General features: G+C 68.9%; 26 protein-coding genes. 7 read left to right on the top strand and 19 right to left on the bottom strand.

Annotation, left to right across the window (positions count from 1 at the left end; genetic code table 11):
• Window positions 1-196 precede the first annotated feature (196 nt).
• The gene (locus ACSQ1L_RS11165; protein WP_435994817.1) at window positions 197-1,501 is read left to right on the top strand and encodes a UDP-glucose dehydrogenase family protein; all 1,305 of its coding nucleotides are present in this window, start codon (window positions 197-199) and stop codon (window positions 1,499-1,501) included.
• Here the strand turns inward: ACSQ1L_RS11165 and ACSQ1L_RS11160 are convergent.
• Both ACSQ1L_RS11160 and ACSQ1L_RS11155 read right to left on the bottom strand, forming a co-directional pair.
• Complete coding sequence (locus ACSQ1L_RS11160; protein WP_435994816.1) at window positions 1,498-1,665, bottom strand: hypothetical protein; 168 nt, start codon at window positions 1,663-1,665, stop codon at window positions 1,498-1,500. The genes ACSQ1L_RS11165 and ACSQ1L_RS11160 overlap by 4 nt on opposite strands.
• A 151-nt stretch (window positions 1,666-1,816) precedes the next feature.
• Entirely contained in the window at window positions 1,817-2,485 is a 669-nt protein-coding gene (locus ACSQ1L_RS11155; RefSeq protein ID WP_435994815.1) for an OmpA family protein, read from the bottom strand.
• A 190-nt stretch (window positions 2,486-2,675) separates the two neighbouring features.
• Between ACSQ1L_RS11155 and ACSQ1L_RS11150 the strand changes: the two genes are divergently transcribed.
• Window positions 2,676-3,641 (top strand): isopenicillin N synthase family dioxygenase, encoded by a 966-nt coding sequence (locus ACSQ1L_RS11150; RefSeq protein WP_435994814.1) that lies wholly within the window; start codon window positions 2,676-2,678, stop codon window positions 3,639-3,641.
• A 48-nt stretch (window positions 3,642-3,689) separates the two neighbouring features.
• Here the strand turns inward: ACSQ1L_RS11150 and ACSQ1L_RS11145 are convergent, their stop codons facing one another.
• The 9 genes from ACSQ1L_RS11145 to ACSQ1L_RS11105 form a co-directional block, all read right to left on the bottom strand.
• Entirely contained in the window at window positions 3,690-5,567 is a 1,878-nt protein-coding gene (locus tag ACSQ1L_RS11145) for a ubiquitin-activating E1 FCCH domain-containing protein (RefSeq protein WP_435994813.1), read from the bottom strand.
• 138 nt (window positions 5,568-5,705) lie between these two features.
• Window positions 5,706-7,577: a M2 family metallopeptidase gene (locus tag ACSQ1L_RS11140; protein ID WP_435994812.1), complete on the bottom strand. Its 1,872-nt coding sequence runs from the start codon at window positions 7,575-7,577 to the stop codon at window positions 5,706-5,708.
• Between the two features lie 91 nt (window positions 7,578-7,668).
• Window positions 7,669-8,376 (bottom strand): monofunctional biosynthetic peptidoglycan transglycosylase, encoded by a 708-nt coding sequence (gene mtgA, locus ACSQ1L_RS11135; RefSeq protein ID WP_435994811.1) that lies wholly within the window; start codon window positions 8,374-8,376, stop codon window positions 7,669-7,671.
• Window positions 8,377-8,423: 47 nt separating this feature from the next.
• Window positions 8,424-9,389 carry a WD40 repeat domain-containing protein gene (locus tag ACSQ1L_RS11130; protein ID WP_435994810.1) on the bottom strand — a complete coding sequence of 322 codons (966 nt, stop codon included), beginning with the start codon at window positions 9,387-9,389 and terminating at the stop codon, window positions 8,424-8,426.
• A 48-nt stretch (window positions 9,390-9,437) separates the two neighbouring features.
• Window positions 9,438-9,665: a DUF2093 domain-containing protein gene (locus ACSQ1L_RS11125; RefSeq protein ID WP_435994809.1), complete on the bottom strand. Its 228-nt coding sequence runs from the start codon at window positions 9,663-9,665 to the stop codon at window positions 9,438-9,440.
• Entirely contained in the window at window positions 9,662-10,351 is a 690-nt protein-coding gene (locus ACSQ1L_RS11120) for an SDR family NAD(P)-dependent oxidoreductase (protein ID WP_435994808.1), read from the bottom strand. The genes ACSQ1L_RS11125 and ACSQ1L_RS11120 overlap by 4 nt, the downstream gene beginning before the upstream one ends.
• A gap of 20 nt (window positions 10,352-10,371) precedes the next feature.
• A complete protein-coding gene (locus ACSQ1L_RS11115; protein WP_435994807.1) occupies window positions 10,372-11,445 on the bottom strand; it encodes a CobW family GTP-binding protein in 1,074 nt (357 codons plus the stop codon).
• Window positions 11,446-11,483: 38 nt separating this feature from the next.
• Complete coding sequence (locus ACSQ1L_RS11110) at window positions 11,484-12,419, bottom strand: cation diffusion facilitator family transporter (protein ID WP_435994806.1); 936 nt, start codon at window positions 12,417-12,419, stop codon at window positions 11,484-11,486.
• A gap of 10 nt (window positions 12,420-12,429) precedes the next feature.
• Window positions 12,430-13,089 (bottom strand): hypothetical protein, encoded by a 660-nt coding sequence (locus ACSQ1L_RS11105; RefSeq protein ID WP_435994805.1) that lies wholly within the window; start codon window positions 13,087-13,089, stop codon window positions 12,430-12,432.
• Between the two features lie 191 nt (window positions 13,090-13,280).
• Here ACSQ1L_RS11105 and rplU point away from each other — a divergent pair, with 191 nt between their 5' ends.
• The 3 genes from rplU (at window position 13,281) to ACSQ1L_RS11090 (ending at window position 14,847) form a co-directional block, all read left to right on the top strand.
• A complete protein-coding gene (rplU, locus tag ACSQ1L_RS11100; protein ID WP_435994804.1) occupies window positions 13,281-13,844 on the top strand; it encodes a 50S ribosomal protein L21 in 564 nt (187 codons plus the stop codon).
• 24 nt (window positions 13,845-13,868) lie between these two features.
• The gene (rpmA, locus tag ACSQ1L_RS11095; RefSeq protein WP_435994803.1) at window positions 13,869-14,147 is read left to right on the top strand and encodes a 50S ribosomal protein L27; all 279 of its coding nucleotides are present in this window, start codon (window positions 13,869-13,871) and stop codon (window positions 14,145-14,147) included.
• Between the two features lie 166 nt (window positions 14,148-14,313).
• Window positions 14,314-14,847: a GNAT family N-acetyltransferase gene (locus ACSQ1L_RS11090; protein WP_435994802.1), complete on the top strand. Its 534-nt coding sequence runs from the start codon at window positions 14,314-14,316 to the stop codon at window positions 14,845-14,847.
• Window positions 14,848-14,953: 106 nt separating this feature from the next.
• Here ACSQ1L_RS11090 and ACSQ1L_RS11085 read toward each other — a convergent pair whose 3' ends face one another.
• From ACSQ1L_RS11085 to ACSQ1L_RS11075, 3 genes are all read right to left on the bottom strand, one after another.
• A complete protein-coding gene (locus tag ACSQ1L_RS11085; RefSeq protein WP_435994801.1) occupies window positions 14,954-15,151 on the bottom strand; it encodes a hypothetical protein in 198 nt (65 codons plus the stop codon).
• 128 nt (window positions 15,152-15,279) lie between these two features.
• Entirely contained in the window at window positions 15,280-15,861 is a 582-nt protein-coding gene (locus ACSQ1L_RS11080; protein ID WP_435994800.1) for a BA14K family protein, read from the bottom strand.
• A gap of 55 nt (window positions 15,862-15,916) precedes the next feature.
• On the bottom strand, window positions 15,917-16,462 hold the full coding sequence (locus ACSQ1L_RS11075) for a hypothetical protein (RefSeq protein WP_435994799.1): 546 nt from the start codon (window positions 16,460-16,462) through the stop codon (window positions 15,917-15,919).
• Between the two features lie 136 nt (window positions 16,463-16,598).
• Between ACSQ1L_RS11075 and ACSQ1L_RS11070 the strand changes: the two genes are divergently transcribed.
• Both ACSQ1L_RS11070 and ACSQ1L_RS11065 read left to right on the top strand, forming a co-directional pair.
• Complete coding sequence (locus tag ACSQ1L_RS11070; RefSeq protein WP_435994798.1) at window positions 16,599-17,801, top strand: threonine ammonia-lyase; 1,203 nt, start codon at window positions 16,599-16,601, stop codon at window positions 17,799-17,801.
• Window positions 17,782-18,327 (top strand): FKBP-type peptidyl-prolyl cis-trans isomerase, encoded by a 546-nt coding sequence (locus tag ACSQ1L_RS11065; protein WP_435994797.1) that lies wholly within the window; start codon window positions 17,782-17,784, stop codon window positions 18,325-18,327. Before ACSQ1L_RS11070 ends, ACSQ1L_RS11065 begins: the two co-directional genes overlap by 20 nt.
• A gap of 1 nt (window position 18,328) precedes the next feature.
• On the opposite strand, the gene ACSQ1L_RS11060 is transcribed toward ACSQ1L_RS11065, so the two are convergent.
• From ACSQ1L_RS11060 to ACSQ1L_RS11040, 5 genes are read right to left on the bottom strand one after another with little or no spacing between them, the layout of a single operon-like run.
• Window positions 18,329-18,988 (bottom strand): glutathione S-transferase family protein, encoded by a 660-nt coding sequence (locus ACSQ1L_RS11060; protein ID WP_435994796.1) that lies wholly within the window; start codon window positions 18,986-18,988, stop codon window positions 18,329-18,331.
• Entirely contained in the window at window positions 18,988-19,458 is a 471-nt protein-coding gene (locus tag ACSQ1L_RS11055; protein WP_435994795.1) for an SRPBCC domain-containing protein, read from the bottom strand. Before ACSQ1L_RS11055 ends, ACSQ1L_RS11060 begins: the two co-directional genes overlap by 1 nt.
• Window positions 19,455-20,120 (bottom strand): dihydrofolate reductase family protein, encoded by a 666-nt coding sequence (locus ACSQ1L_RS11050; RefSeq protein ID WP_435994794.1) that lies wholly within the window; start codon window positions 20,118-20,120, stop codon window positions 19,455-19,457. The genes ACSQ1L_RS11055 and ACSQ1L_RS11050 overlap by 4 nt, the downstream gene beginning before the upstream one ends.
• Complete coding sequence (locus ACSQ1L_RS11045; protein ID WP_435994793.1) at window positions 20,120-20,614, bottom strand: SRPBCC domain-containing protein; 495 nt, start codon at window positions 20,612-20,614, stop codon at window positions 20,120-20,122. Before ACSQ1L_RS11045 ends, ACSQ1L_RS11050 begins: the two co-directional genes overlap by 1 nt.
• Complete coding sequence (locus ACSQ1L_RS11040; protein ID WP_435994792.1) at window positions 20,611-20,958, bottom strand: ArsR/SmtB family transcription factor; 348 nt, start codon at window positions 20,956-20,958, stop codon at window positions 20,611-20,613. The genes ACSQ1L_RS11045 and ACSQ1L_RS11040 overlap by 4 nt, the downstream gene beginning before the upstream one ends.
• Window positions 20,959-20,996: the final 38 nt, after the last annotated feature.

Raw genomic sequence — 20,996 nt, 5'->3', positions numbered from 1 at the left:
TGCCACCATCGGCATCAACTTCTAGGTTGAGGTCGAAGCCGCTCCGGCCTTCGGGCCGGATCGGACGGCACGGAAAGACAGAGCCGCCGGTCCCTCGCGGGCCGGCGGTTTTGCTTTGGTCCCTCGCGCGGCGCGGGGTGGCCAAACTCCGGCCCGACCGCTATCTCCCGGCCACTGTTGAAGGGGGCGAACCCGAATGCGCGTCGCGATGATCGGAACCGGCTACGTGGGCCTGGTGTCAGGGGCCTGTTTCGCCGACTTCGGCCATGAGGTGACCTGCGTCGACAAGGATGCGTCCAAGATCGAGCGGCTGGAGCGGGGCGTGATCCCGATCTTCGAGCCGGGGCTGGACGATCTGGTCGCCGCCAACGTGCGCGACGGCCGTCTGTCCTTCGCCCTGGACGGGGCCGAGGCCATCCGCGCCGCCGACGCGGTGTTCATCGCGGTCGGGACGCCGTCACGGCGTGGCGACGGCCATGCGGACCTGTCCTACGTCCACGCCGCGGCCGAAGAGATCGCCGGACTGATCGAGGGTTTCACGGTCATCGTCACCAAGTCGACGGTGCCGGTCGGCACCGGCGACGAGATCGAGGCCATCATCCGGGCGCGGCGGCCGGACGCCGACTTCGCCGTGGTCTCCAATCCGGAGTTCCTGCGCGAGGGCGCCGCGATCGAGGACTTCAAGCGGCCGGACCGGATCGTGGTCGGGGCCGAGGATCCGCGCGCCCAGGCGGTGATGCGCGAACTCTATCGCCCGCTGAACCTGAACGAGACGCCGATCCTGTTCACCGGCCGGCGCACCTCGGAGCTGATCAAATACGCCGCCAACGCCTTCCTGGCGATGAAGATCACCTTCATCAACGAGATGGCCGACCTGTGCGAGAAGGTCGGGGCGGATGTGCAACAGGTCGCCCGCGGCATCGGCCTGGACAACCGCATCGGCTCCAAGTTCCTGCATGCCGGGCCCGGCTACGGCGGCTCCTGCTTCCCCAAGGACACCATCGCCCTGGTGCGCACCGCCGTCGATGCGGGCTCGCCGGTGCGGCTGATCGAGACCACGGTCGAGGTCAACGACGCCCGCAAGAAGGCCATGGCCGGCAAGGTGGCCGCGGCGCTGGACGGCGAACTGGCGGGCAAGACGGTCGCCCTGCTGGGCCTGACCTTCAAGCCCAACACCGACGACATGCGCGACGCCCCGTCGCTGGACGTGGCCCCGGCCCTGATCGCCATGGGCGCGACGGTCCAGGCCTTCGATCCCGAGGGCATGGCCGAGGCCGCACAGCTGCTGCCGGACGTCGTGTTCAAGGACGGGCCCTACGAGGCCGTCGAGGGGGCCGACGTGGTCGTCATCCTGACCGAATGGGACCAGTTCCGCGCGCTGGATCTGAACCGGGTCAAGCGGCTGCTGCGCCAGCCGGTGATGGTCGATCTGCGCAACGTCTACCGGCCCGAGGACATGCGCGCCCGCGGCTTCCGCTACGCCTCCATCGGACGCGCCTAGGGCAGCGAGGCCCGGATCAGTTCGGGCTGGCCCTTGGCCTGCGCTTCCGGCTGCGGGAGCAGGGTCCGGCCGGCGCCGATCACGAGCATCGCCGTCACCACCGCCGACACGACCGCGATCGCGCCCAGCCTGACGCCGTCGGTGAGTTCATGGTCCGGACGCACGCGCTTCCCCCGAGTCGGAACGACATTTGCTATCCAGCACCTGCGCTCCGCCGCCGCAAGTCACGGAACGGTGTCCGATAAGAAAAAAGGCGGGGCCGCGGCCCCGCCTTCCTCGTCTGTGCGCGGCTCACCGCGCGGCGCTTGCCGGGCGCTAGCCGCGGAACGGCCGGATCAGAATCTCGACGCGGCGGTTCTGGGCCTTGCCCTCGGCGGTGGCGTTCGAGGCCACCGGCTGGCTTTCGCCGCGACCATCCACATAGAGGCGATCGGCCAGCACATTGCGGCTGACCAGGTACTGGGCGACCGACGAGGCCCGCTGGCGCGACAGGTTCAGATTATAGTCCTCGGCGCCGTCGGAATCGGCATGGCCGATGATGTCCACGACCGACTGGTCGTATCGGTTCAGCACCGCCGCGACGTCGTCCAAGGTGGCGTGGAAGCCCGGATTGATCGACGACTGGTTCGACGCGAAGGTCACGTCCGAGGGCATACGCAGCACCAGGTTGTCGCCCTGACGGGCCACCCCCACGCCGCTGCCGGAGAGCTGGGCTTCCAGTTCGCGCTGCTGGCGGTCCATGTAGGCGCCGACGGCGGCGCCGCCGAGCGCGCCGATGCCCGCCCCGATCAGGGCGTTCTTGCGGCCTTCCTCGGAGTTCGAGGTGTTGGTCAGGTAGCCGAGCACGGCGCCGCCAATGGCGCCCGCGATCGCGCCCGTGCCCGTGTTGTTGCGGCGCGGCGTGGAGCTGTAGGGGTCCGTCGTGGTGCAGGCGCCGAGCAGGGCGACGACGCTGATGCCGGTGACGATGAGTTTGGCGTGCATGGTGAGATGATCCTTCAGTTCCTGGTTGACGGCGGAACGCGGCCTTACGGTCAAGGTTCCAACCTGTACCGCCGCTGAACAGCGCGCGAGCGCGGATTGATCCCGCCGCGCGGAGGCAGCGCCCTCGCTTTGCCAAGATCGGCTCACAGGGCGTATGGAAACGCCCGAATATGGAATTGAGGTCCCGTCCATGGCTGACAGCCTGACCACCCCCGTCGCCGGCCGCTCCATCGAGCCAGTCTCGATGACGCTGTATGACACCGACTTCCAGGCCTTCGCCGACAAGCTCGGGACGTCGTTCAAGCGCTATGGGTTCGCGGTCATCGCCGACCACGGACTGGACGAGCCGGTGATCGACCGGGCCCTGGACGACGCCAAGGCCTTCTTCGCCCTGCCCGAGGACGTGAAGCGCAAATACCATCAGCCGGGCACCGGCGGCGCGCGCGGCCTGACCCCCTTCGGGGTCGAGGCGGCCAAGGGCGCCGCGACGGTCGACCTGAAGGAGTTCTGGCACGTCGGGCGGGAGCTGCCGGAGGGGCACCCCTATCGCAAATACATGCGCGACAATGTCTGGCCGACCGAGGTCGAGGGCTTCCGCGAGCACCTGTACGGGATGTTCACGGCCATGGACGACCTCGGCCGCAAGATCCTGAGGGCCATCGCCCGTCACCTCGAACTCGGCGACGACTTCTTCGAGGACAAGGTTCAGCTGGGCAACAGCATCCTGCGCATGCTGCACTATCCGCCGGTCCCGGCCGACGCGCCGGGCGTGCGCGCCGGCGCCCACGAGGACATCAACGTCATCACCCTGCTGCTCGGCGCCGAAGAGGCGGGCCTGCAGTTGAAGGACGCCGACGGCGAATGGCTGGACATCGCCCCGCCGCCGAACGCGCTGGTGGTCAACATCGGCGACATGCTGCAGCGGCTGACCAACCACGTCCTGCCGTCGACGACGCACCGGGTGGTCAATCCGGCCCCGGAGCGGCGCGGCTTCGCCCGCTATTCGACGCCCTTCTTCCTGCACTTCAACCCGGACTTCGTGATCGAGACCCTGCCGGCCATGGTCTCCGCGGAGAACCCCGACCGCTACGCCGGCAAGGCGATCATGGCCGAGGACTTCCTGACCGAACGGCTGAAGGAAATCCGGTTGATTTGAGCCGGCTGACGATCGCGATCCGGGCCACCGTCCGGGGCGTCGCCCGCGCTATTTGGATATCCGCAACTGGGTGATGTCCCGGCCGATGGCGGCGAACGCTTCGGACAGGTCCCCGCCACTGGCCGGCAAATAGAAGTTGGCCGGGGTCGAGGCGCAGGCCTCGAGCATGTTGGCGGCCTCGCCGCCGGCGGTGATCTGGAAGCCGACAGTGTAGACCAGCACGCCCTGGGCCTTCATCGCCGTGCACATGGCCCGGCCCTGGTCGAACGGGCTGCCGTTGTCGGCGGCGCAGTCGATCCGGCTGCTGGCGCTGACCGCGCCGTAGCCGGCGTCGTTCGAGACGACGCCCGAGCAATAGGGGGTGTTGAATTCCCCGTCGGTCATGATGATCACGGCCTTAAGGGTGTCGGCGGTGTTGTAGACGCCCGCGCCGCTCGACGGCCACAGGTAGTTGAAGTTCGGCGAGACCATGTACCAGCCCCAGCCGATGCCGATCTGGCCGGCGGTCGACCCCTCCACAACGTAGCCGGCGATGTCCGACTTCAGCACGGTCTTGTCGCTGGACAGGGGCCGGATGCCGGCGCTCAGGCAGTAGCCTCCGGGAGGATAGTTCCGGCCCACCAGGGCGGTCGAGGGGGCGGCGTCGGTGTAGGCCTGTGCGCCTGTGCGCTCGGTCACGCAGCTGCTGATCCGATGCGTCCGCAGGTTGCCGTACATGTTGTCGAAGGCGAAGTAGGTGCAGCCCTGCTGGGCGCACCAGGCGTTGCCGCCCGAGGTGTAGGGGGTCAGCGCCGACATGTTCGGATCGATGGTGAAGGTGTTCGCCGTAGCGTTGCCGACCAGGAAGGTCCTGTCATTGATCTCGGTCATTCCGCCCACGCCGGTGATGTGGACGTACTGGTTGTTCGACATGCCGTGACCGTTCGAGGTGATGGTGATCGAGCAGTCGTTGTTCTGACACTTCCGGACCGTGGCGCTGCCCGTGTAGGTGTCGTACCGGTTTCCATTCACCTCGCCGCCGCCGAGGCTATAGAGCTGGAAGGTGTCATTGGTCTTGTTCTTGACCAGGTAGGCCTTGTTGTTCAGCTGGGTCATGCCCGCCGCGCCGGCGATCCAGACAACGTCGTTGTTGCTGAAGCCGTGACCTGCCGAGGTGATTACGACGGGCTTCGCGGCGGTCGCCGCGCTGATGGGTTTGCCGGCGGTCCCCTCGAGGTTGATCACCGCGCCGGTGATCGGGGTCGAACCGATGGGCGTGCCGCGGATCGCAGCGGCGTTGGAGCCGACGTTCACGGCCATTGAATAGGGCACCAGGGCCAGCTTCGAATAATAGGGCGTCTGGATCGGCTGGACGATGATGTCGACCAGCTCCGTGGCGGCGGCCTTCAGGTCGATGATGCGCTGGCCGGCCATCGAGCCGGTGACGTCGAGCACCAGGGCCACCTCGATGTTGCGCGACGACCGGTCGACTTCCGAATGGCCGCCGACCGGCAGGTAGTCGTCCATCATCTGGCCGTAGGGCGGCAGGAAGATGTTGGCGACGAGGGTCTTCACCTGCACCCGGGCGTCGGCGATGACCACGTCGTCGTCGCTCAGGGTGAAGGTGGTCTGGTCCTCTTCGAGGGTGACGTTCGAATAGGCCTGCAGATTGGCTTTCAGGGCCGCGAGGCCGACCCGCCGCAGGTCCTCGTCCGCCGTATAGGGCGACCGCGCCGCCGCCAGGGTTGCGGCATCGAGGGCATCCTGCAGGTTCACCTTGACGGTCGACAGCCTGTGGACGTCGATCCCGCCGAAGGTCATCAGAATCAGCACCGGCAGGCTGAGGCCGAACAGCATCGCCACATTGCCGCGCTTGTCCCCGGCCACGCGCCGCGCAAGGCTGCGCGCGCCGCCGCAAACACCGTCAATCCAGGCCTTCAGCCCCATAGCCGTCCCAGCCGCGGTCCGTCGCGGGCGCAATCCACCCGCGATCATCCGCACAACTGTGACGCAACCCGGTTAAGAGAAGGTCCAACGCCGACGGTTAACCGTCGTCATTCGAATGACCCTGCGAGCAATCGCCGCTCACGCCTCCCAGCCGCAGGTCTTGCCGCGGTTCCGTTCGGTCAGCCAGACGTTCAGCGGCGCGAAATAGTCGGCGATCGCCGAGGCGTCGTTCTCGCGCTGGCCGGTGAAGGCCTGCATCGCCTCGGGCCATGGGCGCGACTGGCCCATCTCCATCATGGCGTTGAAGCGCTCGCCCACTTCCTTGTTTCCGTAGATCGAGCAGCGGTGAAGCGGACCGGTCCAGCCGGCCTGCTCGCAGGCGGCGCGGTGGAACTGGAACTGGTAGATGTGGGCCAGGAAGTAGCGGGTGTACGGAGTGTTGCCCGGGATGTGGTATTTGGCGCCCGGATCGAAGGCGTTGTCCGGCCGCGGCCCGGGCGGAACCAGCCCCTGATAACGCAGCATGTTGGCGGTCCAGGCGTCATTATATTCCGCCGGCGTGGTCTCACCGTCGAACACGTCCCAGCGCCAGCGGTCGACCATCAGGCCGAAGGGCAGGAAGGCGATCTTGTCGAGCGCCATCTTGAGCAGGAAGGGAATGTCCTCCTCCTCGCCCGGCACCGTGTCCAGCAGGCCGATCTGGTTCAGGTAGGTGGGGGTCAGGGCCGACAGGCCGACGAAGTCGCCGATGGCCTCGTGGAAGCCGTCGTTCGCGCCGTTCTTGAACAGGAAGGGCTGATCCTTGTAGGCGCGCTGGTAGTAGTTGTGCCCGAGCTCGTGGTGGACGGTGTAGAAGTCGTCGCCGTTCACCTGGGTGCACATCTTGATGCGGATGTCCTCGGCGTTGTCGAGGTCCCAGGCCGAGGCGTGGCAGACCACCTCGCGATCCTGCGGCCGGGTGATCATCGACCGCTCCCAGAAGGTCTGCGGCAGCGGGTCGAGGCCCAGCGAGACGTAGAAATTCTCGCCGGTCCTGACCATCTTCTCGGCGTCGTAGTCGGCGGCCTCAAGCAATTTGGTCAGGTCGTAGCTGGACTCGCCGCCCGAGGTCGGGGCCACGACGTCGTAGATGTTGCCCCACTGCTGCGACCACATGTTGCCGAGCAGGTCGGCGCGGATCGGGCCGGTCTCGGGCTGCACCGCGTCGCCGTATTTGGCGTTGAGCCGGTCGCGCACATAGCAGTGCAGGTTCTCGTAGAAGGGCTTCACCTGTTCCCACAGCCGGTCGGTCTCGGCCGCGAAGGCGTCCGGGTCCATGTCGTAGCCGGCCCGCCACATCGCGCCGGTGTCGGCGAAGCCGAGCTCGCGCGAGCCCTCGTTGGCGATCTCGACCATGCGGGCGTAGTCGGCGGCCATGACCGGGGAAACGGTGCGCCAACCCTCATAGAGCGCCTCCAGTTCGGCGGGGTCGCGCGACTCGGCCATCAGGATGGAGGCCTCGTCGAGGGTGATCTGTTCGCCCTTGAACTCGAATTTGCCGGTCGCATAGGTCGAGTCGAGACGAGTGGTGATCTCGGCCAGTTCGGTGGCCGCGCCGGGGCGGTTGGGCGCCGGCAGGACGATGCCGAGGCGCAGCAGGTTCAGCTTGCGCCGGACATCGGCGGGGACCTCGACGTCGTTGAAGCGGGCCGCGCCGTTGGCCAGCTCGACCTGCAGCTCGGTGTATTCGGCGTTGATCCGGCTCTCCAGCCACATGGTGTCGTGGGTGATGTTGGTGGCCCGGGTCCACTGGATGCGGGCGGCCTCCTCGCTGAGGTCGGCGAGGCGCTTCTCGGCGTCGGCGACGAAGGCGGTGGCGGCTTCCGCGGTGGCGGCCGGAACGGCGGCGGCCGGGGCGCCCGGGTTCTGCGCGTCGTTCCAGACATGGGGCTCGTGAGCCGCATAGGCGGCGCAGCCAGCCGTGGTCATGAGAGCGCAAACGGCGGCGGCCGTCATCAGGGTGCGTTTCATCGAAATCCTCCCGGGGCGTCGTATCAGGCGGTTGCTCCGCCTTGTCGACGCGCAGGTGAGGCGAGCGGAGCCGTTGCGTCAAGCGTGACGGCTAGTCGAGTACGCAGGCGGCGAGCCCGTCGTTGCGCACCGTGCCCATCGCCGCCTGCACCCGCGACGCGCGACGGCGGACGTAGGGACCGGGCGATGACGCGTTGTATCGCCGGGGCGAGGGCAGGATGGCGGCCAGCCGGGCCGCCTCGCGGGCGCTCAGGTCCGAGGCGGACTTGCCGAACCAGTGCCGCGCGGCCGCCTCGGCCCCGTAGACGCCCGGTGCCCACTCCGCCACGTTCAGATAGACCTCGACGATCCGGCGCTTGCCCCAGAGGGTCTCGATCAGGACCGTATAGCCGGCCTCCAGCCCCTTGCGGACCCAGTCACGGCCCGGCCACAGGAAGACGTTCTTGGCGGTCTGCTGGCTGATGGTGGAACCGCCGCGTAGACGGCCGGCGCCGCGTTTCTCCGCCCGGGCGTTGGCCTTCAACGCCTTCTCGATCGCCTTCATGTCGAAGCCGCGGTGCGCGCAGAAGGTCGAGTCCTCGGAGGCGATGACCGCCTCGACGAGGCGCGGCGAAATCTCGTCGAGCGACCGCCAGCGGTATGACAGGCCCTCCCCCTCCAGCGACCGGCTGACCATCAGGAAGGTCGTGGGCGGGGGAACGAAGCGATGGATGCCGACGCTGGCGAGCAGCAACAGAACGAGTGTCAGCAGCACCGTCAGTACTGGCCGCTTGCGCTTTCGTTTCGGGGGCCCCGCCATGGACGGATGGTGGCGCGGACAAGGGGGCCGACGCAAGGCCGATCCGGTCAGAGGTCGGCCACGCCCGCCTCGCCATCCTCGTCGGCCCAGGCGACGCGGCGGGCGTCGGGGCTCATGGCCAGGGCGGTGATCGGCGCGCTCTTTTCCGCCTTGAGGAAATTCAGGCCCTGCCCGGCCGGATCGGCCAGCCAGACCCGTCCGTCGCTGAGACCGGCGGCGAGAATCCCATGCCTGGGCTGCGACGCGACCAGCGCGACCAGGCTGCCCTCGTCGAAGCCGATCTCGGTGGCCTCGCGGCCCATCGGTCCGTTCGAGCCGATGAAGGGCCACAGCACCGCGCCCTGCGCCCCGGAGGTGGCCAGCAGCTGGCCGTTGGACAGGAAGCTCATCGAGCGAACCTTGGACGGATAGCCGCCCATGCGCAGGTTCTTCTGGTCCTTGACGCGCCAGCCGTGCAGCTGGCTGTCCTGCATGGCGGTGATGACGAAGGCGCCGTCGGGCGACCACGTCACCGCCGTGTGCGAGCCGGCCCACTTGAGGAAGGTCGGCTTCTGCTCGGCGATGCGGGCGAACCACAGGGCCGCGCCGCCGTAGGTCGAGGTCGCGATGCGCCGGCCCTTGGGCTCGAACGCCACGCCCGAGACGGTGCGTTCATGCGCGAAGTCACGGCGGAAGCCGGCGTCCTTCGCGTCGATCACCGACAGGGTCTTGCCGGCCGAGAAGGCGATCAGGCCGCTCTCGGCCGAGGCGTCGATGGCGTCGATCCACTGGCCCCTGGCCGTGGCCAGCACCCCGGCCTCGCCGCGCCGGTGCCAGATCACCCGGCCGTCGTCGCCGCCGGTGACGACGCCGTCGCCGGAGGGGTGGACGGCGGCGCACAATATGGCCCCGTCATGGGCGGCGCTGAACTCGCCGCCCTCGAAGCGCACCGAGCCGTCGCCGAGCGCGAACACCGCGCTGGCGTTGTCGAACAGGGCGGCGGTGACCTGGGCGTCGAAGGTGTTGGTCTTCATGAGGTCCGTTTAGAGGCCGCGGGCGGCGCGTCAACGCGCAACGGAGCGTCAGGCGCGAGGATGCGTCTCGACCCAGCGGCGGGTCATCAGGTCCGCATTGGCGTAGGCTTCCTGCAGCTCGACGTTCCAGTACGTCAGGCGGTCGAGCGGGATCGGCTTTCCGGACACGGCGCAGACCACATAGTCGCCGGTCTGCAGCACGTCGAAGTCCGGTGTGCCGTAATGCAGGATCGCCTGACGGGTCTCGACGGAGAGGGGTTTCGGCGGAGGGTTCACCAGGGCAGCTCCCGACCATTCCAGCCGACGAAGCGGTGTTCGCCGCTCCCGGCGTGGGCTTCGATCTGGTCGGCGATGCCGCGGGCGCTGGTCGGCACGTCGATGGTTGCGCCCCGGCCGCCCATGGCCGTCTTGACCCAGCCCGGATTGACCGACAGCACCGTCAGCTCCCGCGCCCGGCCCGGCCCGACCCAGAGGCTGCGGACCAGCATGTTCTGCGCCGCCTTCGAGGCGCGGTAGATGTCGTAGCCGCCGGAGGTGTTGTCGGCGATCGAGGCCATGCCGGTGGACATCAGGGCGATGACTCCGGTCTTCGGCCGCACCCGGTCCACCAGCGCCCAGGCGAGGCGCGCCGGGCCGAAGGCGTTTGTCTGCATGACCTGGTCGATCTCCCCGTGCGAGGCCGTGGTCATCTCCTCGGGCCCCATGATCCCGGCGTTGACGAACAGCAGGTCCAGCGGCCCTTCGATCCGGCTGGCGAGCGCCTGGATGTCGCTGTCACGGGTGACGTCGGCGCGGGCGGCGGTGAGCCGGCCCGCCCGGTCCATGGCGGTGAGTTCAGCCTCGGCCGCCGCGTCGCGGACGGTGGCGATGACGGACCAGCCGCGGGCCAGATACTCCTCGACCAGGCCGAGCCCTATGCCGCGCGAGGCGCCGACGATGAGGGCGGTCTTTGCATCGGCCATGGCCGGGCTCCTTCAGGTCCTCAGGCGGCGCAAGCCTCGAAACCCTTGCGCAGTTCCGCCTCGTCCAGGTCGCGGCCGATGAAGACGGCGCGGGACCAGCGGCGCTCGATCGTCCCCCACGGCTTCTGCAGTTCGCCCTCGAGGATCATGTGCACGGCCTGGAAGACCAGGCGGCGGTCCTCGCCGGCCACGTCGATGATGCCCTTGGCGCGCAGGATGTTCTGGCCCTGCTCGCCCAGCAGCCGGTCGAGCCAGGCGGTGAATTTGGTCCCGTCCATGGGCCGGTCCAGCGACAGGGAGATGCCCTTGATGTCGTCCTCGTGGGCGTGGCCGCGCGCGCCGTGGGCGTGCCCATGGTCGTGGTCGTGGTCGTGGTCATGGTCATGGTGATCATGACCGCAGTGTTCGTCGTGAACGTGGCCTTCCTCGCCGTGCGCGGGGTTGGCGAACTCGGGATTGATGTCGAGGATGCGCTCGAGATCGAAGCCGCCGAGGCCCAGCACCTGGTCCAGCGGCACATTGGCGCGTTCGGCGCGAGTGATGGGGGCGAGCGGGTTGAGTTTGCGCAGCCGCCGCTCGACCTCGGCCAGCTCCGCTTCCGAGGCGAGATCGACCTTGTTGAGGATGATGCGGTCGGCGAAGGCGACCTGCTCGCGCGCCTCCTTCGAGTCGTCGAGGCGGGCCATGACGTGTTTGGCGTCGACCAGGGCCGTGACGCTGTCGAGCTGGGTCTTGGCCTTGACGTCCTCGTCGACGAAGAAGGTCTGGGCCACCGGGCCGGGGTCGGCCAGGCCCGTGGTCTCGACGATGATGGCGTCGAAGGCGGGCTTGCCCGGGCGCTGGCGCTTCATCAGGCCGGCGACGACGCGGATCAGGTCGCCGCGCACGGTGCAGCAGACGCAGCCGTTGTTCATCTCGAACACGTCCTCGTCGGCGCCGACGACCAGGTCGTTGTCGATGCCGATCTCACCGAACTCGTTGACGATGACGGCGTAGCGCTTGCCGTGGTCCTCGGTGAGGATGCGGTTGAGCAGGGTGGTCTTGCCGGCGCCGAGGTAGCCGGTGAGGACGGTGACGGGGATCTTGTCTGACATGGGCCGCTAGATGGCGGCTGCGAGGCCGCTTGTGAAGGTCAGCAGTCGGGACAATCCGGCAGGGGGCCGGCTTCCAGCTGCAGGGTGGTGTGGCCGATGGCGAAGCGGGCGCGGGCCATGGCGTGCGCCTCGGCCAGCAAAGCTTCCGGATCGGACCGGTCGTGGACCAGATGGGCGGTCAGGGCCGTGTCTGTCGTAGACATCCCCCAGATGTGCAGGTCGTGCACGGAACTCACGCCCGGCAGCGCCAGAAACGCGCCGCGGATCGCCTCGACGTCGACGCCGCGCGGCGCCGCATCCATCGCCAGGTTGACCGAGTCCTTGAGCAAGCCCCAGGTGCCGAACAGGATCACCGCGACGATGACCAGGCTGACGATCGGGTCGATGATCGACCAGCCTGTGAACAGGATGATCGCTCCGGCGATGACCACGCCGATCGACACCGCCGCGTCGGCGAGCATGTGCAGATAGGCCCCGCGGGCGTTGAGATCCGAATGCTGGTCGCGCATGAACAGCAGGGCGGTGCCCAGGTTGATGACGAAGCCGATGCCGGCGACGATCATGACGATGCCCGACTGGACCTCCGCGTCGCCGTCGAGCCGCTGCGCCGCCTCGACCGCGATGGCGCCGCAGGCGAAGATCAGCAGGATGGCGTTGGCCAGCGCGGCCAGCACGGTCGCCTTGCCGTAGCCGTAGGTCTTCTGGGGCCCGCCCGCGCGCCGCGCCAGCCAAGCCGCTCCGCCGGCCATGGCCAGGCCCAGCACGTCCGACAGATTGTGGCCCGCGTCGGCCAGCAGGGCGGTCGACCCGCTCCACAGTCCGGCCCCGACCTCGCAGCCGACGAAGGCGAGATTGACGATCAGCCCGACGGCGTAGCGCCAGTCCCCGGTGTCGACGGGACCGTGGTGATGACCGTGCGCATGGCCATGATCGTGATGATCGTGGTCATGGTCGTGTGAGTGGGCGTTCGCCATCCGCAGAGCTTTAGTGCTGATGCATGACGACGAGAAGGCCGATCGCGATCAGGGCCAGGCCCAGCACCGCGCCTTCGTACCGGGCCCAGCGCTCGAGCCGCAGCACCGACCATCCGGTCCGGGCCAGCAGGGTGAACGCGGCCATGCCCAGCACCGTCCCCGCGGCGAACACGAGGGTCAGCGCCGTCAGCACGCCCACCCCGCCCTGCGCCTGATTCAGATAGAACGGCAGCAACACCTCGCCGGGCGACACCGCCATCATCACCACCAGCCCCCAGAAGGCGGCGGCGTGCGACACGGCCGGCTCGGGCAGGTCCAGCGGCGGACCGCCGGCCAGTTGCGGCCGCCGGATCAGCGCGCGGCCGAGATAGAAGACGCCGAACAGGAACAGCAGGATCGCCGACAGGTGGGGCAGCACGCCGCCGATCCACGGGTCGAGCGCCAGCCCGGCGACGACGATCAGGCTGCCCACCAGGGCGGTGGCGGCGATATGGGCGAGGCCCGCCGCGGTCACGGCCGCCAGCACCCGGCCCAGGCTCCAGCGCTGGGCCCGGCCGACCAGCACGAACGGCAGCCAGTGCGTCGGCAGGGCCGCGTGCAGGAAGGCGGTCGCGAAACCGCCGCCCAGCAGGGACAGAAGGATCATCTGATCGGAGGCGGGCGGCGTCATCACCGCTCTCTAGCGTGTTACTTTATAACAGTCGAGGCCGCGGCCGAGAATTCCGTTTCCGCCGCCTGGTTTCCGGGTTTTTCGGCCCGTCCGCGTTGACTCCGAGGGCGCCTTCCGTATATGTCGCCGCTCTTCGCCCGAGGGGAACCCCCGTCGGGCTTATTCTTTTTGCGTTTCGCTGAGGCTTCAACATGTACGCGGTGATCAAGACCGGCGGCAAGCAGTACCGGGTTCAGCCGGGCGACGTCATCGTGGTCGAGAAGCTCGACGGCGAGGCCGGCTCCAACGTGTCGTTCGGCGACGTGCTGATGCTGGGCGGCGACAAGGGCGTGACCCTGGGCGCCCCGATGATCGCCGGCGCGACCGTCGCCGCGACGCTGGTCGAAACCCGCAAGGGCGAGAAGATCAAGATCTTCAAGAAGATCCGTCGTCAGGGCTATCGCCGCACCAACGGCCATCGCCAGATGGAATCGGTCCTGCGCATCACCGGCATCGAAGGCGCCGGCGAAAAGGCCAAGTGGGACGGCGAAGCGTCGCTGATGACCAAGGCCGAGATGAACCTGCGCGCTCGCGGCCTGGCCCCGCGCGTTGAAGAAACCGAAGCCAAGCCGGCGAAGAAGGCCGCGGCTCCGAAGGCCGCCAAGGCCGAAGCCCCGAAGGCCGAAGCCGCCGCTGAAAAGCCGGCCGCCGCCAAGAAGGCTCCGGCCAAGAAGGCCGCGCCCAAGGCGAAGCCCGCCTCCACCGACGAAGCGTAAGAACGAAGAGACAGGAGCAAACCCATGGCTCACAAGAAATCCGGTGGTTCGTCGCGCAACGGTCGCGACTCCGAGTCGAAGCGCCTCGGCGTGAAGAAGTTCGGCGGCGAGCGCGTGCTGGCCGGCAACATCCTCGTGCGTCAGCGCGGCACCACCTTCCATCCGGGTGAGAACGTCGGCCTTGGCCGCGACCACACCCTGTTCGCCACCGTGCACGGCGCCGTGAAGTTCACCAAAAAGGCGAACGGCCGATGCTACGTGTCGATTCTTCCGACCACCGAGCAGGCTATGGCCGCCGAGTAAGCGCGAACGGAACATCTCCCGGATCGCGCAAGGCTCAAGAGCCGCGATCCGGACCAAGGGAATTATTTCCGCGGGGAGTCTGGATCACCAGGCTCCCCGTTTTCGTTCCCCGCCTCGAAGCCGCCCGAGCCCTCCAAGGAGGCGGCAGATCGAACGAGGCCGCATCATGTGCGTGATCGAACCCTCTCCCGTCGTCGAGACGCGGCGCCTGGCCCTGCGCGCGCCGGGCCCGCAGGACATCGGCCGTCTGGCCACCCTCGCCAACGATCCGGACATCGCACGCATGACCCTGCGCATGCCGCACCCCTATTCGGCGGACGACGCCGAGGCCTTCGTGCTGGCCGTGGCGGGGCAGGATCCGGCCCGCGCCGCGACCTTCCTGATCGAACATGAGGACCATGGCCCGGTCGGCGTCATCGGCCTGTTCGAGGACGGCGATCCCGCGCCCGAGGTCGGCTACTGGATCGGCCGGCCGTTCTGGGGTCGGGGCTATGCGACCGAGGCGCTGGAAGGCGCTCTGGTCTGGGCGTCACGCCGCTGGCGTCGCCGCGCCCTGGTCGCCGGCCACTTCACCGACAACCCCGCGTCGGGACGGGTGCTGGAGAAGGCCGGCTTCCTCTACACGGGCGAGGTTCGCCGCGGCTTCAGCAAGGCGCGCGGCGGCGACGCGCGGACGCGGCGGATGGTCTGGCTGGCTTGATGCGGGGGGCGCTATCGTTCGCCGCGCGGCGGCTCACTGCCTGAGCGCGACAGCCATACCGCCAGGCCGTCGGGTCGGGAGGCCCCCGGAGGGCCGACGACCGCGGCTAACCGAAAAGAGTCGGGCCGAACACCGCGGCCATGACGACCGCTCCGGCGCCGACGGCGACGATCGCGCCGGCGATGAAGGCCATCCATGTCCGCGCCGCGCGCTGGCGGCGCAGGCCGCTGGTCTTGACCGACCTCAGCATGACGCCGGGCTTGGGCCCGAAAACTTCCGAGCCTGAAATGTTGTGCTGGGACATGAACGCGCTCCCTGATCCACCGCCCCTTGCGGGTCAGGAGGACCGAAGCGGTGCGGACAAGGCGAAACAATGGCGAACGGCGCTCGCCCACCGATCCGTGATCGGGTGAACCCCGTTCGATCCGGCGCTCAGCCGCAGAATACCAGGCGGCCGCCCCAGGTCCGGTAGTAGCCGCTGCCCGGGTCGTAGGAGCGGTAGGTCGCGCGGCACCAGTCGACGCGGTCGGGGTCGCGGCCCTGGCCGTAGCGGCCCTGACCGCCCGGATAGACGACGTCGGGCCGCCCGTAGGCTCCGTGGTAAGCCGTCCCCGCCGACTGTCCGTGGCCATAGCTGTAGCTGTAGCCATGGCCGTAGCCGCGCCGCCGGGTCGCGTACCGGCTGTCGTGGCCATGGCCGTAAGCCCGGGCGTAGCGGCCGTCGTTGTGGCCGTAGCCCGCCAGCGTCCGATAATCGCGCCGCGCCTGGGCGCTGACGCGATGGCGCTGGTCGCGCCAGCGGGCGTCGCAATCGGTGCGGCTGGCGTCCCAGAAGGCGTCGCAGCGATAGTCCCCCGGCCGGTCCAGCTGGCTGCGCCAGTCGAAGGCGGACGGGGCCTGACCGCCCCGGTGGTGACCATGGCCGCTGTGGCCCCACGACTGGGCCGAGGCGGAGCCGGCCGCCAAGGCGCAGCCAGCGGTCAGGATCAGGGTGGTCAGGAACGGGCGGCGCATGGTTAATCCTCCAGAGCGGCCCGTTACGCGGCCTGAAAAGACAAACTGACGAACGCTACAGGGTGACGGAAACGCGCCCGCCCCGCGTATCGACGTGGCGCATCAGCACGACCCGCTCCTCGCCGTCGGCGCTGACCGGGGCGATGATGAACCAGCCGCCGTCCGGCAGGCCGGAGAAGCTGAAGCGGCCGTCCTCGCAGGTGGTCGAGCGGACGTAGGAGCGATAGTCGGCGTTGGGATCCGCCACGGTCCGGGCGCGGACGATGGCCTCGGGCACCGCGGCCCGGTCGGTCGAGCCGTAGAGGGTGCGGAAGCGGGCGCGGGTGTAGGGCGTGTCCGGGGTCAGGCCGATCGAACCGGTGCAGTCGAAGGCCTGTCCGTTGCGGCGATAGTCGATCCGTCCGTCGATCGAGGCGCGTCCGGCGGCCGTCGACCAGGCGAAGTCGTCGGCGCGGAACACGCCCGGGGCGCCGCCCGGCGCCGGCCCCGGACCGAAGCCGCCGCCCATCGGAACGGTCTCGCAAGCCGCCAGCAGGCCGCCGGCGGCCACGGCGGCGAGCAACGGAAGGATGAGTTTGCGGGATGTCGTCTGGGCGGCCATGGGCTCTCTCCGTCACGGGTGCGGGTCGAACATCCGATGAGACGATCAACGCCGCGGCAAGGTCAAGGTTGCGAGCCCCGGGACGCTGGTCCAAAAGCTCGGGCAACCCGGCGCAGACCGGGTATAGGGAATCCCCATGACAGTCACGTTTGACGACATTCTGGCGGCGCGGGACCGCATCGCCGGCCAGGTGGATCGCACCCCCGTGCGCTATTCCCGCAAGCTGTCGCAGCTGACCGGCGCCGAGGTCTGGATCAAGTACGACAACCTGCACTTCACCGGCAGCTTCAAGGAGCGCGGCGCCCTCAACCGGCTGCTGCAGCTGACGCCGGACGAGCGCAGGCGCGGCGTGGTGGCGGCCTCGGCCGGCAATCACGCCCAGGCGCTGGCCTATCACGGCGCCCGGCTGGGCGTGCCGGTGACCATCGTCATGCCCGAGGGCACGCCCTTCGTGAAGGCGGACGGCACCCGGGCCCACGGCGCCACGGTGGTGATCAAGGGCGCCGACTTCTCGGGCTCGACCGAGGAGGCCCACCGTTTCCGGGACGAGGAGGGCATGGTCTTCATCTCGGCCTTCGACGACGCGGGCATCGTCGCCGGCCAGGGGGTCTGCGGCCTGGAGTTCATGGAGGACGCGCCCGACCTCGACGTGCTGATCATCCCCGTCGGCGGCGGCGGGCTGATCGCCGGCTCGGCCATCGCCGCCAAGGGGATCAAGCCCTCGATCCGCATCTTCGGCGTCGAGGCGGCCATGTACCCGTCCTTCAATGCGAGACGCCGCGGCGAGACGGCGAAATGCAGCGGCCAGACCATCGCCGAGGGCATCGCCATCAAGGCGGTCGGCGACATCCCCTTCGCCCTGGCCGATCCGCTGGTCGAGGAGGTGCTGGTCGTCGACGAGGCGGACTTCGAGAAGGGCGTCGCCTTCCTCGCCACGCTGGAGAAGACGGTCGCCGAGGGCGCGGGCGCCGGCGGGCTGGCGGCCATGCTGGCCTACCCCGACAAATTCCGCGGCTTGAAGGTCGGCCTCGAGCTGACCGGCGGCAATATCGACTCCCGCATGCTGGCGGTGGTGCTGAACCGCGAACTGGTGCGCGAGAAGCGGCTGGTCGTGTACCGCATCCTCGGTGACGACCGCCCCGGCATGCTGTCGAAGATGAGCGCGGTGATCGGTGGTCTCGGCGGCAACATCATCGACGTGGTGCACAACCGCCTGGCGCTGGACGTCCCGGCCAAGGGCGCGGAGTTCGACATCATGGTCGAGACGCGCGGCGAGGCGCACGCCGACGAGATCAGACACGGACTGGAAGAGGCAGGCTATGCGCTACGGATGGGCTAGGACGGCGGCCGCGCTGGCCATGATGGCGGCGCTGGCGGCGTGCGGGCGCGGGGCTCCGGCCGGCGATCCGCAGGCCGCCGAGAACCTGCGCGAGGCCGAGTTCTTCATGACCTCGAACGCCCGGGCCAAGGACGTCCAGACCCTGCCGTCGGGCGTGCAGTACAAGGTGCTGCAGGCGGGACCGCCCGGGGGCGAGCGCCCGGACGGCAACGATCTGGTTCGCGTGGACTACGAGGGCTCGCTGACCGACGGCACGGTGTTCGACAGCTCGTTCGAGCGTGGCCAGCCGGCGGTGTTCACGGTCGAGGAGGGCATCTCCGGCTCGGTCATCCCCGGCATGCGCGATGCGCTCCAGCATATGAGCGTCGGCGACGAGTGGCTGGTCTACATCCCGCCCGCGATCGGCTACGGCGAGACGGCCGCGGGCGACATCCCGCCCAACAGCGTGCTGATCTTCCGGCTCAAGCTGCTCGACATCGCCCGGGCCCCCGGCGGTTCGACCGCCGTCGCCACGGCCCACGGCTGATCTAGTCGACGGCGGGCGGCGCCGGCATCAGGTCACCGAACGGCGCGGCGTCTTCCAGCGCCCGCCGGAACGACGGCCGCGCCATCAGCCGCCCGTGCCACGCCTTCAGCCGCGGCCGGTCGCCGAACGGGACCAGCCGCCGGGCGTAGGTCAGGATCGGCGCCGCGGCGCAGTCGGCCAGGGTGAAGGTCTCGCCCGCGCCCCAGGTCCGCCCGTCCGACAGCCGCTGCTCCAGCAGGTTCCACGCCGTGACGATCTCGCGTTCGTCGAGGGTCATCACCGCCTCGGGCGGCGGACCCGCGCGGCCGAGGCGGTGGAAAATGATCCGGTTCATCGGGCCGCCGACATAGGTGTCGATGATGCGGTCCACCCAGCGCGCCTCCATCGCCGTCTCCGGATCGGTCGGGATCAACCGTCCGCCGCCGGCCAGCCGGTCGAGATATTCGATCACGATGCTGGACTCGAGGATCGTCCGGCCCGCCGCCGGATCGACCAGCACCGGCATCTTGGCGAAGGGCGAGATCGCAAGGAAGGCGGCCATGACGGCCTCGTCCGCGTAGTCGACCAGCTTCGGCTCAAACGCCAGGCCCAGCTCGTAGAGGGCGACAAGGCCCTTCTGGCCATAGGCGGAATAGGGATGGGACCACAGCACCAGGGTCATCAGGCGGCTTCCTTTTGCGCATCCAGCCAGGCGGCGAGTTGAGCCATGCCGACGGCGGTGCCCTCCTCGCGCTCGGCCCACCCGTCCTCGCCGAAATAGACGCCCTGCTCGTTGAAGATCAGCCGCGCGCCATCGCGGTCCGGAAGCACCTCCACCGAGGCGATCGAAGCGGACAGTTTCCGCCCGCCCACGTGCATCACGAAGGCGAAGACGAACCGGCGGCCCGGAACGATATCGAGATAGGTCCCCTCGAACAGGTGTTCGGCGCCGTCGGCGCCGCCGCCCCGGCTGATCTCACGACCGTCGACGCGAAAGTCGAGCGTCTCGATAACGGGCGCGCGGACATCCTCGCATCCCATCCAGCGCTGTTTGACGTCGCGATCGGTGAAGGCGCGGAACACCCGCTCGGGCGCGGCGTCGTAGCGCCGCTCGATCGTGAAGGACCCGAAGAAGAGACGGTCGGCCGTCATCGCCCGCCTCCGTGTCCGTTGCGGCCGATGCGCAGGTGCGTCGCGCGTTCGCCGACGGTGCTTTCGATCAGCTCATAGCCCAGGGCCGGCAGATCGAGACCGGCCCAGAACGGCTCGCCCCGACCCAGCAGGACAGGCGAGACGGCCACGTGCATCTCGTCGATCAGGCCGGCGCGCAGGTACTGGCGGATCGTCTCCGCCCCGCCGCCGATGCGGATGTCCCGGTCGCCGGCTGCCGCGCGCGCCCGCTTCAGCGCCGCCTCGATTCCGCCGGTCTCGAAATGGAAGACCGTGCCGCCCTTCATCTCGAACGAGGCGCGGGGGTGATGCGTCAGGACGAAGACGGGACAGCGATACGGCGGCTCCTCGCCCCACCAGCCCTTCCATCCGTCGTCGGGCCAGGGCCCGCGCGAGGGGGCGAACATGTTGCGCCCGAGGATCCAGGCGCCGATCCCGTCCATGCCGCGTCTGGCGAACCCCTCGTCCACGCCGGTCTGTCCGTGACCCTTGCCGTACATCTTCTGAAAGGTGTCGGTCGGGAAGAACCATTCGTGCAGTTCCTCGCCGCCCACGCCCAACGGATCCTGCAGGCTCTGGTCGGGCCCGGCGCCGAAGCCGTCGACGGACACCGCGAAGCTGCTGACGCGAACCTTGCCGGCCATCACGAATGCTCCTTCAGTTCGCGGGCGAGCTTGTCGAGCATCTCGCCGCAGCCGTGCTCGCGCATGGCGATTTCCTGACGCGGGTCGCCACCGAAATAGGCGCCCTGTTCCGTATAGATCAGCCGCGTGCCCGAGCCGTCGGCGACCAGTTCGGTCGTGGCCAGCGAAGCCGAGGCGCGTTCCTTGCCCGCCGCGGTCACCCGGCCCATCACATAGCTGACGATGATGCGTCGGTTATCGACGATATCCAGGTGCTCGGTGTCGTTGAACCAGGTCTCGTTGCTCTCGTCGCCGAACCGGAAACTGCCGCCGGCATAGCCCCCGACGCGGAAGTCGTACGTCCAGTCGTGGATGGTCCAGTTCTCGCCCTCCACGAACCAGCGGCGGAAGGCGACGGGGTCCGAGTACGCTCGGAACACGCGCTCGGGCGAGGCGTCGTAGCGGCGCTCGATGGTGAAGGTCCCATGAGCGATCTCGGGATTGGGGATGGTCATGACCCTGGCTCCTCGTCGGGCTTCGTTTCGTCCAGAAAGGCGCCGAGCCGGTCGAGGCTGCGCTCGACGGACCGGCGGCGGTCGTTGATCCAGCGCTCGGCGGCGCTGAGTGTTCGGGGATCGACGCGGCAGGTGCGGACGCGGCCGACCTTCTCCGAAACCACCAGGCCCGCGCCCTCCAGGATCTTCAGGTGCTGCATCACCGCCGACACGGACATCGGCAGGGGTTCGGCCAATTGGCTGACCGTGGCCGGGCCGGCGGACAGCCGTTCGACCATGCGCCGCCGGGTCGGATCCGACAGGGCCTGGAAGGCGAGATCGAGCGGCTCCTGATACTGAAGCATTCACTTAAGTATCATGACGCACGCCGCCGCCGCAAGCC

Origin of the sequence: Brevundimonas sp. LjRoot202, from assembly GCF_964253355.1 — a bacterium.
Taxonomy (GTDB): domain Bacteria; phylum Pseudomonadota; class Alphaproteobacteria; order Caulobacterales; family Caulobacteraceae; genus Brevundimonas.
Note: the sequence above shows the minus strand (reverse complement) of the source record. Positions and strands in the feature narration are given on the sequence as shown.